Raw genomic sequence first — 13,428 nt, 5'->3', positions numbered from 1 at the left:
ACTTCAAAAAGAGTAAGGAGTCTATAAGGCAAGGAGCGGAGCGTATACTTAATACATGAGCACCACAGCTCTTATAAGACGACGTAGCCAATTTTGAAGTTCATCGAGTAGATGGTTTTTCAGGATCAATTGCCGGCTCAGGTACTTTAATCAAACTTTTTCGATAAGTTTCAACAAATCTATTATGATCATTAAGATTGTTAGAAAAATTATGCCCGCCTTTACCGTCAACTACAAAAAATAATGCATCCGTTTTAGCAGATTTTACCACTGCTTCTAAAGATTTTAACGACGGACAAGAAATCGGACCGGGTGGTAAACCTTTTATATAATAAGTATTATAGGGTAGTTTTTGCAATAAATCTTTTTTTGTTAAAGCTCTTGCTAATTTAAATTTTCCTTCAGTCAAAGCATATATAGTAGTCGAATCGGCTTGTAGCTTCATATTTTTCTTTAAACGATTAATGAATACTGCTGCTATAATAGGCTTTTCTGCATTTGAGCCGGCTTCTTTTTCAATTATCGAAGCTAGCGTTAATACCTCAAGTCTAGTTTTTAATGGAGAATCCGGTGCAAGATTTTGCATTACTTTATCTAAATTAGCAGACATTAAATTTCTCATGTGATCAATTATCTGCTCTTTTTGATCACCGTAAGAAAAAAAATACGTGGAAGGCATTAAAAAACCTTCAGGTATTATCCCTTTTATTTCTCCAAGTAATCGACTTTCTTCATTAATTTTCTTTATAACCTCACTAACTACTGTACCTTCCGGGACAATTATCTTGTGTATTATAGATTTACCGCTTGCTAATATTCTTAAAGTTTGCAGAGGCGATATATTACGAGTAAACACATATTCACCACTTTTAAGAGGTCTTTTTATAGAATAAATTTTAGCAATTACCTTAAAAATTCTTGGATATTTGATTACTGAATTAGAATAAAGTTTTGTAACTATTTGATTTACGGATAATTTAGGTTCAATAATTATCGTTTTATTTTGAGTAAGATCACCCGGCACAAAAATATAAAATATACTAAAATTTAGCAAAGTAATAAATATAGTTAGAGATACTATAACTAAAAAAAGTTTAGTTTTTAATAGGTTGTTTAACATAATAACTATTATTTTTATAAGGCTTAGAAATATTGACAAAAATCATTACCATGAAATGTGGTTTTTTTTCTTGACATTTGAAATAACATATAGTAAAATTCACTTTTTGCTAAATTTAAATTATATAGTTTGTGCTAAATCAATCAATAGTTTTAATATTTGGTAATTAAAATGAGATAACTAATGAGCAACAAATTAATAACGCAAACCAATTTACTATAACAATAGTATACTCCTGTAAAATGAAAAGTTAGCATTTTTATTACAAACAAAAAATATACATCTTTATTCATAGTGCATATTACTATACCGGCGTTAATACTGATCTTATAATGGACATTATATATTATGATACAAGATCACAATACCGATCTAAAACACGAAGAACAGACTGAAAGGTTAAAAGCTTTACAAAATAAGTTAGGAAACTTATCCGGTTTCTTGACAACAATGCGTTCTGATAACAATGAGGAATACAAAAAAATTGCCAATGATTTAAAAATTTTAATGAAACAAATTCATACTATAAGAAAAAACATGGAAATATATTTTGTTATTATATTAATATTAATGTTTATTATAATTCAGAAAATGTTGTGGACCATCGGTTTCAAGTACTAATCTTTCTCTTTTAACAACTTTATTTTAGGTTCTAAGAACTCCTGTTTAATAATTTCTGCAGCTATATAAGAAGGTACAGCGTCATCTCGATCACTTGATACAAGCGAATTTTCCAAGCTAAGCCTGTGTCCAAGTACTTTTGTACACCTAGCTAGCTTGCCTTTAAATTCATCGTGTCTAAAACTTTCTGAATTTAGCTGTAATCGGTTTGATTTAAATCCTAATTGCTGCAAAATTTTTTGGCTTTCTATTACCTGCTCATAAACTTTCTTAGAATTAAATAATAACTCTTGAAGCTTATTACTAATAAGATTAGCTCGGCAATTAAATTGGATAAATTCCGGAATTATTTCTTTATCGGCTATAATATTTATCAACGTAACATATTTTATTTTTATCAATAGCCTGATAATAAAAAAGCTTATAAGATTAACTTTATAAGCCACAATCATAGGAGTACCAGAAGCTGCTATCTCTAAAGTATTAGTACCGGATTTTGCTAAAGCTACATCCGCAACAGCATAAGTTTTAAGTCTCTCACTTGAAAATAAATAATTAAACTTAACATCTTCTAGAAACGGTTTTATTATTGCCTCATGAGCAGGATTTGCAAGAGTAAATATAACTTTAAGATTATTACAACTCTCGAATATTTCTTCAATAGAAGAAACAAAAACCGATAAATGCCTTAGAATCTCACCCTTTCTACTACCAAGAGTAACACACAAAACTCTCTCATTCTCATCTATTTTAAACTCTTCACGTAAAGCTATTTTATCACTATAAAACTCTTGCTCCATAATCGGATGACCTATATATCTACAATCAAGACCGACTTTAGTAAAATATGGAGGTTCAAACGGTAGTAAAGCAAATAAACAATCATAAATTTTAGCGTATTTTACTGCCCTACCCTCTTTATATGCCCAAACTGACGGTGCAACTATATGAATCATTTTCAGCTTTGGTAAAAGTTTCCTTACTCGCTTTGCCACACGATAAGTAAACCCTGGTGAATCTATGGTAATTAATAAATCAGCTTTACTATTTATTATATCCTCCACAGTTTTATCAATTAATTTTTTAAGCTTAAAAATATGAGGCAAAATTTCTACAAAACCCATTAAATTTATGGAAGTAATAGGAAATAAGCTTTTAAAGCTACCGGCTTCCTCCATATATTTGCCGCCAACACCAACAAACTGTACAGCGTCATTCACAAAACTTAATACAGGTGAATTGAGTTGTACTCCTGTATTGTTTTTTAAATGCTGCATTATACGACCACCTACAAAGTCTCCTGACACCTCACCAGCTATAAAGTAAATTTTTGTCATTAAAGATAGTTATTTTTTAAGGTTTTCAATTTCTGTTTGTAATCGCTCTATTTCTTTTATAGATACTTCAGTAATCTCATGTATTTTTTCTATCGAGTTTTTTTTCATTAACATCTTTGTTGCTATTTTTATACTTTTTGTAACTTCACCTTCTTGTATACCTGCTTGTTTACCTTTTTTCCTCCCCTCCTTTATTCCTTTTGCCATACCTTGTTCTCTACCTTTTTCTTCAGCAGAAACTATATAATCACGCTCTTTATAGCTTCTATTCATATAGGCATGATAAATTATTTGCTCTTTAGGAGTCATCTTCAGTATATCAAGACGTTTTGCTACTTTCTTCATATATGGTGATTTAAAATCTTTCTTAACTTCAGAATGTTTTACTACATATAGCCATTCATCCAATTCATCTCTTATAACATCATTAAATAATGGTACTGATATTACAACATATTCTGGAAATACATTATATAAATCAAATACCTCTCATATCTCCCAAAGAAAATTTCATAGGGTGTTTTTTATCAACTTCTCTCAAAATAGTCTTACCGTGATATAAAGGTGCTTTCATATTATCAAAAGGAAAATACAATAAATTAATATGCAATATTTTTTTATAGTAGAATAATCCTCACTCTTAGAAATACTATCAACTATTAATCTACTAGAATTAAAACAAGCTTTATGCATAAAAAGATTTGTATAGGATTTATCTATTTCTACTATATATTTATGCCCTTCTTCATCTTCCACAATGACATCTGCTACGCTAGATTTTAAGCTATCATTTTCTTTATTACTGCCACTTTCTAGTAAGGGGATTGCATTTTAACAGCACTATAACCAGCATCTTTAAGAATAGCCGAAATAAATCCCTCGACTATTTCATAATCCCCTGTATCTTTTAATAAATATTTTATAGCGTAATCAAAACTTATTATAGTACTCATATCTTTTATCCTTAAATCATCTTAAATATATTGCAAAAAATGAAGACAGTATACAAAGATCAACTTCAAAAAGAGCAAGGAGTCCACAAGGCGAGGAACGCATCGTATACTTAATACGTGAGTACCGAAGCTCTTGTAGGACGACGTAGCATTTTTGAAGTTGATCTTTGTATACATATTATTAAATTCCATTTTACGGTAACTCAAAGCTTCTGCAATATGCACTTTCAAGACCTTATCAACATTCTTAAGATCAGCAATCGTGCGTGCTACTCTAAGTATTCGGTTATAAGCACGCATTGATAAACAAAATTTATTTGCCGCTTCATTCAGTAAATCTTTACCTTCATCCGCAGGCATAGCATAATCTATTAACAACTGCCCATCTAATCTGTTATTTGTTTTAATATTATAGCCCTCATATCTCTTTTCTTGAATTAAACGTACTTTCTCAACTCTTGCAGCTATATATTCAGATTCTTCCTCAGAGTTATCTACAATCAAGTCATAATTATAAACATTAATACTAGATACTTCTATATGCAAATCAAATCTATCCATAATAGGTCCCGATACTTTCATTTGATAGTCGCTAGCACATTTTGGAGCTTTCATACATTCTTTATAAGAATCGCCTCAATAACCGCATTTACAAGGATTCATAGCTGCTATTAACTGGAAATTTGCCAGATATTTTATATGAGCATTTGATCGTGAGATTAGTATTTCACCGTTTTCAATAGGCTGTCTTCATGCATCAATAACATGCTGTGGAAATTCAGGTAGTTCATCTCAAAATAATACTCCGTTATGAGCTAGCGTAATTTCCCCCAGGCTTTACTTTTTTTCCGACACCGACACCGACCATAGCGGCCAATGAGCATGAATAATGTGGAGTTCTACACGGCCTTGCTTTGGTAAGTTTACCGTCTAAAAATTTTCCTGCAATACTTGTAATCGTACTACATTCTAAAATTTCTTTTGTAGACATTTTAGTTAGTATACTGGGAAGACAGGCAGCAAGTCTTGATTTACCGGTTCCGGGAGGACCAAACATTAAAAGGTTATGCCACCTGATGCTGCAATTTCTAAAGCTTGTTTAGCAATTTTTTGACCTTTTATATCTTTAAAATCAGGATAATTTATCGGCTCATCGTGTAGCTTAGCTTCCGGAGGAGTTAAAACTTGTGAACCTTTAAAATGATTTACTAGTTCAATTAAATGACCTACAACAAGTATATTATCATTTTACCCGACCAAGCAACTTCCGAGCTGTTTTTACTTGAACAAATAAGACCTTTACCTCTAACAGAAGCCCCAATCGCTGCAGGTCAAGCTCCACTTACCGGTAAGCTTGAACCGTCTAATGATAGCTCTCCTATTATCAAATATTCTGCAATTTCAAGTTCAGATAACATATTCATTGCGGTAAGTATCGCACAAGTAATCACAAGATCGAAGTGGTTTCCTTCTTTTACTAAATCTGCCAGAACTAAATTTATTAAAATCTTTTTAGTATGTAGTGCAAGCCCTATAGAAGATAACACTACTTTAACACGTTAGACTTGCTATATGCCTTATCATGAAATTTTTCTTATAGGTTGTAGATGTTATTGCATGGATACTACTAAATCGTCATTGCGAGCAGACATAGGCTGCGTGGCAATCTCATGAAATAATAACAAACTCCTGAGATTGCTTCGTCAATTACTGAGGTAATTGCCTCGTAATGATGAAAAATAACAATCTTATCTTAACCATTGATTGAAAAACGTACTACAGAACAAACTTAGCTAAGTCGAGATTAGTTATTATTTTTGATAATTGATTTTCTACGAATTTATCATCGATAGTTATTTTTTTGCCTTTCATTTCGCTAGCTTCAAAGCTTATATCCTCAAGCAAATTCTCAAGTATAGTATGCAGCCTTCTAGCCCCTATATCCTCGACTTCTAAATTAACGGTGATCGCATAATCCGCTATCTTCTCAATAGCAGAAGCAGCAAATTCAAGACGTACGTCTTCAGTACCTATTAACGCCGAATATTGTTTTATTAAACTAGTTTCAGGCTCAAGCAATATTTTAATCATATCATCTTTGGTAAGCGAATTTAATTCTACTCTAATCGGTAACCTTCCTTGTAACTCCGGTAATAAATCAGAAGGTTTAGCAATATGAAAAGCACCGGAAGCAATAAATAATATATGATCGGTTTTAACCGGTCCATATTTAGTATTAACCGTCGTGCCCTCTATCAAAGGTAGCAAATCTCTTTGCACTCCCTCTCTACTTATTTCAGCATTTTTTGCTCTGGCACTACCAGTTGAAGCTATTTTATCAATTTCATCAATAAAAACTATACCGTCATTTTCAGCTAAATTTATAGCTTGCTGAATAATTTTTTCTTGGTCTATTAATTTTTCTGATTCTTCAGGTATAATAATAGCCATAGCATCTTTAACTAGCATTTTTTTTGTTTTAGTCTTACTACTGCCAAGGGCTCGTCCAATCATATCGCCAAGATTAAGAACGCCCATAGATGCTCCCGGCATACCCGGTATTTCAAAACTTCCACCGCCGACAGGTGTAGTATCAGCTACGCTAATTTCAATTTCCGTATCATCAAGTTCGCCGTTTAAAATTTTTTCTTTGAACTTTTCTCTAGTCTCACTACTAGAAGTTTTACCTACTAAACTATCTAATATTCTCTCGATCGCTTTTTCACGGGCATGAATATCTACTTTCGTTTTTGCTAAAGTTTTTTCAGTATTAACGGCTATTTCGACTAAATCACGAATTATTGATTCTACATCACGCCCTACATATCCGACTTCGGTAAATTTAGTTGCTTCAATTTTATAGAAAGGAGAATTAGTCAGCGTTGCAAGGCGTCGTGCTATTTCTGTTTTCCCGACACCGGTTGAACCAATCATTAAAATATTTTTCGGTACTATTTCATTACGTAAATTACCTTCTACTCTTTTACGACGACAACGATTTCTAAGTGCAATAGCAACAGCTTTTTTGGCCTTTTCTTGACCTACGATAAATCTATTCAGTTCATTCACTATTTGAGAAGGGGTAAGCCCCATAGGGTCTTTTTTATAAGTAGTTTTAGTAGCTTTCATACAACTTTTTCCATTATAATATTATGATTAGAAAATACACACAAATCTGCAGCTATATTCATAGATTTTAAAGCAATTTCTTCAGCAGTTAAATTATTCTCGTAAGACATTAGAGCGCGAGCGGCAGATAGCGCAAATAAACCGCCTGAACCTATTGCTGCAACATTATTTTCAGGCTCTACGACATCACCGTTACCGGTTAAAATTAATATATGACTACGATCAGCAACAATCATCATTGCTTCCAAACGTCTCAAATATTTATCGCTACGCCAATCTTTTGCAAGCTCAACTGCACTTCTAAGTAAATTATGCTTATGTTGCTCTATCTTTACTGCAAGCTTTTCAAATAACGCAAGACCGTCAGCCGTAGAACCCGCAAAACCGGCAATAATTTTATTATTTGCTATAGTCCGAAGTTTTCGTGCTGTAGATTTTAGTACGGTATTACCATGCGAGACTTGTCCATCTGCTGCTATAATTATTTCTTCGTTCTTTTTTAAACAAAGTATTGTTGTACCGTGTAAGGATAAATTATCTGACATAATATAAAATTTATTGATATTAAGTTGTTAATTAAGTACTATTAGCATTACTGTTAAGTAGACGAATAGACGAAGTTTAATTTGGAAAAGAGCAAGGAGTCTGTAAGCCGAGGAGCGGAGCGTATATTAATACGTGAGCATCCGAGGACTTACCAAAACGACGTAGCCAATTTTCCAAATTACACGAGTATACTTGACTAATCCAATTTAATTAATTATTGTCCCTTGAATTTTCAAGGCTTAAACTTAAATAATGAATATATACGCAATATACATTAACTCCACACAAAAAAATAATAATTTTATTGTTATTGCAGAAGGCTTTTCATGGATAGCTGCTCTTTTAAGTATATTTTGGGCATTATACCATAAAATGTGGTTAATTGTTACTATTGCCGTAATAGCGAATATAATCGTTACGGCGATTAATATCGAAGAGTTAAAGTTTATATTTAAGATAGTCTTAATATTAGGCTTCGGCTTTTGTGCTTCAGATATTAGAGAAAATTATTTAAAAAGAAATAATTACCGACTAGAAGATATAATAATTGCCAACTCTAGAATTGAAGCTGAATTAAAATTTCTAAAACGTAGTATGCTTGTTTAACAACAACGTGGTTTCATAAATATTAAATCGTCATTGCAAGCAGTCGTAGACTGCACACTGCAAGGCAATCCAGAAAAAAATTAAAGAAATGCTAAAATTAGCATTTCTTACTGGATTGCTTCGTCAAAACTTACATTTTTTACTCGCAATGACGGAAAATTAAGCCATACAATAAAGCTTTTAACAGGAATAAAATGATGTATAACAAAGAAAATGTTTTTGCAAAAATCATAGGTAAAAATCTTCCGGCAGCAATAATTTATGAAGACGAACAAATTTTAGCATTCAAAGATATAGCACCCGTAGCACCTGTACATATTATCGTTATACCTAAAAACGAATATATAGATTATGCCGATTTCATCTCTAAAGCTTCTATAGACGAAATAAAACATTTTTTTGCTAAACTTTCTGATATAGCAAATGAAGCGGGTTTAGATAAAGACGGTTATCGTTTAATAACTAATAAAGGCGAGAAATCAGGACAAACTATTTTTCATTTCCATTTCCATATTATCGGAGGTGAAAAACTCATCGGATTAATAAATAATGACTAAAAAATACAATATTGCAGTAATCGGAGCTACAGGAAATGTAGGGCGTGAAACTCTAAATATTCTAGCTGAGCGTAATTTCCCCATTAATAAAGTTTATGCTATAGCTTCAGATAGCGCTCTAGGGCGAGAAGTAAGCTTTGGAGAAAAAATACTACAAATTAATAGTTTAAAAAGTTTACATTTTGACGATATCGATATTGCTTTTTTTTGTGTAGGTTCAGAAGTGTCAAAAGAATTTATACCAAAAGCTACTGCTAGTAATTGTGTAGTTATCGACAAATCCTCACTTTTTAGAGTTGATAATCAAGTGCCGTTAATTGTACCTGAGGTTAATTTATCAACACTTAAAGAGTTTAATACTAAAAATATCATAGCTAACCCTAACTGTATCGTCATTCCGCTTGCAGTAGTATTAAAACCGCTAGATAATGACATAAAGATTAAAAGAGTAGTGATATCTACTTATCAATCAGTATCAGGAGCAGGTAAAGCAGGAATGGACGAACTCTACGACCAAACAAAATCTAAATATGTTTTTGGAGAACATGATCCTAAGAAATTTCCAAAACAGATTGCATTTAATCTTTTTCCTCATATAGGTGATTTAAATAAAGATGGCTATACAAGTGAAGAAGCAAAAATTGCTTCTGAACTAAACAAAATTATAGGTAATCACTTTAAAGCTAGTGTTACTGCTGTTAGAGTACCAGTATTTATCGGTCATTCTATATCGGTTAACATAGAATTTAACGACAAAATTGATGCCAAAGAAGTCGAAGAAATATTACAAGATGCCGATGGAATTGTTACAATTTCTAATAATAATTACCTTGCGTATATCTCACCCGTTGAAGTGGTAGGCGAAGATGCCGTATATGTCTCCCGAATTAGAAATGACGTCAGTAGAGATAATACGATAAATCTATGGATCACATGTGATAACTTACGTAAAGGAGCAGCTTTAAACAGTGTTCAAATTGCTGAAGAATTAATTAATAATTATTTATAATATAAAATATGGATAATAAAAATAATAATCTAAATAAAAAAAACCCACTAGTAATAGCATTAGGCGAATGTAGAACAGCTTTTTGGATAGTCTTTTGGTTTGCTTTTGTAATCAACTTACTAATGTTAATTACTCCTCTTTACTCACTACAAGTTCTTGATAGAGTCCTTGGAAGCGGTAATCTACAAACATTATTATTTTTATCAATAATAATCGCATATATTTATTTTGTTTACGGATTATTACAAATTGCTCGTTCTTTTACACTTATAAAGGTAGGAGAATGGCTTGATAGAACAGTAGCTCCTGTAATTTTTGCTTCTTCAATTTCTGCAGCTGCAACACGAGCAAATATGGGTTCTAGCCAATTATTACGTGATTTTCAAGCCGTCAAAACATTCCTAACAAGTACCGGAATTAATACTTTATTCGATGCCCCTTGGAGCCTTATCTATATTGCGGTTATTTTTTCAATTCATCCATATATCGGTCTTATTACCGTTTTTGGTGCAATTATAATAGTTTCAACCGCTTTCTTTAACGCTGCAGCTACTAATAAAACACTTGGTGAAGCTACCGAATTTTCGATAAAAGGTATGACACAAGCCGATATTGCAAACAGAAATGCAGAAGCAATTGAAGCAATGGGAATGATGAAGAATGTTACAAAAAATTGGCATAAATTTAACATATTAGCACTTGATAAGCAATCGGTTGCTAGCTATCGTAACGGTGTTATTTCTAACTTTTCAAGGTTTATCCGTAATATAATGCAAATGGCTGTTACCGGAGTCGGTGCTTACATTGTTGTAAAATCTCACAGTGCAGATATGACTCCCGGTAATATGATTATGAGTTCTATCATAGTCGGTAGAGCTCTTGCTCCTTTCGATAATGCTATTGATTTATGGAAAAGTATGAGCGGTGCTATTAAATCATACAAAAACATTAATAATTTATTTAACACTTATTCTTCTAGAGACGAAACTATGCCAATTCCGAACGTTGATGGTCATCTTACTGTTGAAAATATTTATTATGCTCACCCTATACCGCAATATTTACCGCAACCTCCCGTACCGAAATATATCTTAAAAGGCGTTAGTTTTGCAGTACAACCGGGCGAAGTTTTAGCAATTATCGGTCCTTCAGCTACAGGAAAATCAACTTTAGCTAAAATCATAGTCGGGGTATGGAAAGAATCATCAGGTTCCGTACGTTTAGATAGTGCTGAAATTTATCGTTGGAATAGAGAAGATTTCGGTAGACATGTCGGCTATCTTCCTCAAGGAATAGAACTTTTTAGCGGTAGTATTAAACAAAATATAGCTAGAATGGAAGAAGATGCCGATCCGCAAAAAGTTATTGAAGCAGCTAAAATAGCCGGAGCTCATGAAATGATATTAAGATTCCCTGACGGTTATGATTCTGATATCGGTCCTGCAGGCTCTAATCTATCAGGTGGTCAAAGACAGCGTATCGGGCTTGCTAGAGCTTTTTACGGTAATCCAAAACTCATCATTTTAGATGAGCCTAATGCTAATTTAGATGAGGCAGGTGAAGTTGCCCTTGCAAGTGCCTTAAAACAAGCAAAACTTAAAGGAATAGCAGTTCTTGTAATTTCACATAGACCATCCGTATTATCCGTTGTTGATAAAATTCTAATATTACAGGATGGAGCCGTTGCAGTTTACGGAACGGCAGAAGAGATTCAAAAACACTTTAAAACTTTAAAAAGCGATACAATTCATATTAATAACTAAAGTGTCATATCGTGACTTGATTAGCATTGTTGCATGACTTCCAAATCATCATTGTGTGGAAACTTTGTGAGCGTGGCAATCTCATGAATTCTATCGAGATTGCTTCGTCAATTACTACATCATGTCCTCGCAATGACGCAAAATACAAACAATACTGACTAAATATAATAATGATTAAATATTATGCAGGACTTAAAACACAATAAACCTCAAATTACTCCGGAACAATTAAAACAATTATTGTCCTTAAGAGAAGATGCGTTAAATCTTAAAGGTCAAAGTTCTAAACGTAAAGCTTTAATAAATACTACATTAAAGAAAACCTCTCATGCTATAGAATTCTTATTAGTAAAACTTGATAGGTTTGTTAATTTTATTACCAAGAAAACCGATAAAGATCGTAATAACGTAGCCCAAGCTGCAAGATCACCTATACTTTTTGGTATTTATGTTATGATCTTTTTAGTATTAATAGGTGGATTATGGTCGGCTCTTGCTCCGCTTGATAGTGGTGCTGTAGCTGTCGGTATCGTAATGCCAAGCACAAATAAAAAAACGATTCAACATCATGAAGGTGGAATAATCAATGCTATTTATGTGAAGCAAGGTGATAAAGTCAAAGAAGGCGATAAATTAATAGAGCTTGAAGAAACTAGAATAAAAAGCGAACATGAAAATATTCTTGGTCAATACCGTAATTTTTTAGCAACTGAAAATCGTTTAATTGCCGAACGTGATAATTTAGAACAAATCGAATTCTCTGATTTTCTAATGCAGGATATCAATTTACCGGAAGTAGCTAAAATAATTCATACGCAGGAAAATTTATTTAGATCTAGAAAAGAAGTATATAACTCAGAAAAAGATGCATTACATCAAAATATTGCTCAACTTGAGAAAAAAATTGAAGGTTTAGAAGCAAAAAAAGTTGCCGCCTCCAAAACTGCTGAAGTTTATCAAGACCGTTTAAAAGCTTTAAGAACCTTAAAAGAAAAAGGCTTTGTACAAAAAGCAGCCTTATTAGACCAAGAGGCAAAAGTTGCCGCTTCAAAAAGCGATGTTGCAACAACTGAAGCCGAAATAGCAGGAATACGCCATGCTATTACCGAAACTCAAATTAAAATTATAAATCAACAAAATAAATACACTGAACGGACTTTAACAGAGCTTCGTGAAGCTCAAGTACAAACCGCATCTCTTAAAGAAAAATATAATGCCCTGACGGATTCGCTTAATCGTGTGATAATCAGATCACCTGTTGACGGTATCGTTAATAATTTAAAATATCATACAATAGGCGGTGTTATAAGTCACGGACAACCTATTATGGAAATTTCGCCAACTAATGACCCATTAATAATAGAAGCAAAGGTATCTCAAAAAAACATTGACTCAGTACATGAGGGATTAGTTGCAAAAATACGTTTCAGTGCATTTAAATCAAGAACAACTCCAACATTTACCGGTAAAGTAGTAAGCATATCTCCCGATATCGTACAAGATGAAAGACAGCATCCGGGACAACAGCAAGATAATTATTATGTTGCAAGAGTTGAAATCGATATGGATGAATTTAACAAAGTTGCTAAAGTTAAAAATCTTGAATTACACCCCGGTATGCAAGCTGAGGTACAAATCGTAACAGGTACTAGAACACTACTTAGATATTTACTTGATCCCGTTACTGATACTGCATTTAAAGCTTTCAGAGAAAAATAGATAATTTGAAAATTTTAAGTTAGATAACTTTACGAAACCTAAATATTTACAATATTTATTAAAAATTC

The 13,428-nt window shown here is 32.6% G+C and carries 15 protein-coding genes and 2 pseudogenes; 7 read left to right on the top strand and 10 right to left on the bottom strand.

The window, feature by feature from the left end:
• Positions 1–100: 100 nt before the first annotated feature.
• Positions 101–1,120 (bottom strand): endolytic transglycosylase MltG, encoded by a 1,020-nt coding sequence (gene mltG, locus RSA_RS02230; RefSeq protein WP_014364589.1) that lies wholly within the window; start codon positions 1,118–1,120, stop codon positions 101–103.
• Positions 1,121–1,468: 348 nt separating this feature from the next.
• On the opposite strand from mltG, the gene RSA_RS02225 reads away from it, so the two are divergent.
• The gene (locus RSA_RS02225) at positions 1,469–1,741 is read left to right on the top strand and encodes a hypothetical protein (RefSeq protein WP_014363058.1); all 273 of its coding nucleotides are present in this window, start codon (positions 1,469–1,471) and stop codon (positions 1,739–1,741) included.
• Here RSA_RS02225 and lpxB read toward each other — a convergent pair.
• The 9 genes and pseudogenes from lpxB to hslV form a co-directional block, all read right to left on the bottom strand.
• The gene (gene lpxB / locus RSA_RS02220; protein ID WP_014364588.1) at positions 1,738–3,078 is read right to left on the bottom strand and encodes a lipid-A-disaccharide synthase; all 1,341 of its coding nucleotides are present in this window, start codon (positions 3,076–3,078) and stop codon (positions 1,738–1,740) included. The genes RSA_RS02225 and lpxB overlap by 4 nt on opposite strands.
• Positions 3,079–3,087: 9 nt before the next feature.
• Positions 3,088–3,673 (bottom strand): annotated as a pseudogene (locus RSA_RS09325) (hypothetical protein).
• Positions 3,649–3,903: a PD-(D/E)XK nuclease family transposase gene (locus RSA_RS02210; RefSeq protein WP_075807906.1), complete on the bottom strand. Its 255-nt coding sequence runs from the start codon at positions 3,901–3,903 to the stop codon at positions 3,649–3,651. Before RSA_RS02210 ends, RSA_RS09325 begins: the two are co-directional and overlap by 25 nt.
• Positions 3,891–4,031, bottom strand: coding sequence for a hypothetical protein (locus RSA_RS08825; protein WP_012150640.1), 141 nt, complete (start codon positions 4,029–4,031; stop codon positions 3,891–3,893). The genes RSA_RS02210 and RSA_RS08825 overlap by 13 nt, the downstream gene beginning before the upstream one ends.
• A gap of 138 nt (positions 4,032–4,169) precedes the next feature.
• A pseudogene (locus RSA_RS02205) lies at positions 4,170–4,721 on the bottom strand (ATP-binding protein); the annotation flags it as partial.
• Between the two features lie 118 nt (positions 4,722–4,839).
• Positions 4,840–5,088 (bottom strand): ATP-binding protein, encoded by a 249-nt coding sequence (locus RSA_RS09940; protein ID WP_269208627.1) that lies wholly within the window; start codon positions 5,086–5,088, stop codon positions 4,840–4,842.
• A gap of 274 nt (positions 5,089–5,362) precedes the next feature.
• Complete coding sequence (locus RSA_RS09315; protein WP_230455884.1) at positions 5,363–5,578, bottom strand: magnesium chelatase domain-containing protein; 216 nt, start codon at positions 5,576–5,578, stop codon at positions 5,363–5,365.
• A 229-nt stretch (positions 5,579–5,807) separates the two neighbouring features.
• Positions 5,808–7,160 carry an ATP-dependent protease ATPase subunit HslU gene (hslU, locus tag RSA_RS02185; protein WP_014364586.1) on the bottom strand — a complete coding sequence of 451 codons (1,353 nt, stop codon included), beginning with the start codon at positions 7,158–7,160 and terminating at the stop codon, positions 5,808–5,810.
• Positions 7,157–7,705 carry an ATP-dependent protease subunit HslV gene (gene hslV, locus RSA_RS02180; protein WP_004996101.1) on the bottom strand — a complete coding sequence of 183 codons (549 nt, stop codon included), beginning with the start codon at positions 7,703–7,705 and terminating at the stop codon, positions 7,157–7,159. The genes hslU and hslV overlap by 4 nt, the downstream gene beginning before the upstream one ends.
• 81 nt (positions 7,706–7,786) lie before the next feature.
• Here hslV and RSA_RS07255 point away from each other — a divergent pair, with 81 nt between their 5' ends.
• From RSA_RS07255 to RSA_RS02155, 6 genes are all read left to right on the top strand, one after another.
• Positions 7,787–7,906 carry a palindromic element RPE5 domain-containing protein gene (locus RSA_RS07255; RefSeq protein WP_081498210.1) on the top strand — a complete coding sequence of 40 codons (120 nt, stop codon included), beginning with the start codon at positions 7,787–7,789 and terminating at the stop codon, positions 7,904–7,906.
• Positions 7,907–7,958: 52 nt separating this feature from the next.
• On the top strand, positions 7,959–8,312 hold the full coding sequence (locus RSA_RS02175) for a DUF2628 domain-containing protein (RefSeq protein WP_012150638.1): 354 nt from the start codon (positions 7,959–7,961) through the stop codon (positions 8,310–8,312).
• A 197-nt stretch (positions 8,313–8,509) separates the two neighbouring features.
• Complete coding sequence (locus RSA_RS02170; protein WP_014364585.1) at positions 8,510–8,869, top strand: HIT domain-containing protein; 360 nt, start codon at positions 8,510–8,512, stop codon at positions 8,867–8,869.
• The gene (asd, locus tag RSA_RS02165) at positions 8,862–9,878 is read left to right on the top strand and encodes an aspartate-semialdehyde dehydrogenase (RefSeq protein ID WP_012150636.1); all 1,017 of its coding nucleotides are present in this window, start codon (positions 8,862–8,864) and stop codon (positions 9,876–9,878) included. Before RSA_RS02170 ends, asd begins: the two co-directional genes overlap by 8 nt.
• An 8-nt stretch (positions 9,879–9,886) precedes the next feature.
• Positions 9,887–11,641: a type I secretion system permease/ATPase gene (locus RSA_RS02160; protein WP_012150635.1), complete on the top strand. Its 1,755-nt coding sequence runs from the start codon at positions 9,887–9,889 to the stop codon at positions 11,639–11,641.
• A 183-nt stretch (positions 11,642–11,824) separates the two neighbouring features.
• A complete protein-coding gene (locus RSA_RS02155) occupies positions 11,825–13,360 on the top strand; it encodes an HlyD family type I secretion periplasmic adaptor subunit (protein WP_014364584.1) in 1,536 nt (511 codons plus the stop codon).
• The last annotated feature ends 68 nt before the right edge of the window (positions 13,361–13,428 follow it).

The sequence above is a fragment of the Rickettsia philipii str. 364D genome (assembly GCF_000283995.1).
GTDB classification, from domain to species: Bacteria; Pseudomonadota; Alphaproteobacteria; order Rickettsiales; family Rickettsiaceae; genus Rickettsia; species Rickettsia rickettsii.
Note: the sequence above shows the minus strand (reverse complement) of the source record. Positions and strands in the feature narration are given on the sequence as shown.

Coding starts and splice junctions, on each gene's coding strand:
- hslU (WP_014364586.1), bottom strand. CDS start 7,160: ATGAAAGCTACTAAAACTACTTATAAAAAAGACCCTATGGGGCTTACC.
- lpxB (WP_014364588.1), bottom strand. CDS start 3,078: ATGACAAAAATTTACTTTATAGCTGGTGAGGTGTCAGGAGACTTTGTA.
- RSA_RS02175 (WP_012150638.1), top strand. CDS start 7,959: ATGAATATATACGCAATATACATTAACTCCACACAAAAAAATAATAAT.
- RSA_RS02160 (WP_012150635.1), top strand. CDS start 9,887: ATGGATAATAAAAATAATAATCTAAATAAAAAAAACCCACTAGTAATA.
- RSA_RS09940 (WP_269208627.1), bottom strand. CDS start 5,088: ATGTTTGGTCCTCCCGGAACCGGTAAATCAAGACTTGCTGCCTGTCTT.
- RSA_RS02170 (WP_014364585.1), top strand. CDS start 8,510: ATGTATAACAAAGAAAATGTTTTTGCAAAAATCATAGGTAAAAATCTT.
- RSA_RS08825 (WP_012150640.1), bottom strand. CDS start 4,031: ATGAGTACTATAATAAGTTTTGATTACGCTATAAAATATTTATTAAAA.
- asd (WP_012150636.1), top strand. CDS start 8,862: ATGACTAAAAAATACAATATTGCAGTAATCGGAGCTACAGGAAATGTA.
- RSA_RS02155 (WP_014364584.1), top strand. CDS start 11,825: ATGCAGGACTTAAAACACAATAAACCTCAAATTACTCCGGAACAATTA.
- mltG (WP_014364589.1), bottom strand. CDS start 1,120: ATGTTAAACAACCTATTAAAAACTAAACTTTTTTTAGTTATAGTATCT.
- RSA_RS02225 (WP_014363058.1), top strand. CDS start 1,469: ATGATACAAGATCACAATACCGATCTAAAACACGAAGAACAGACTGAA.
- hslV (WP_004996101.1), bottom strand. CDS start 7,705: ATGTCAGATAATTTATCCTTACACGGTACAACAATACTTTGTTTAAAA.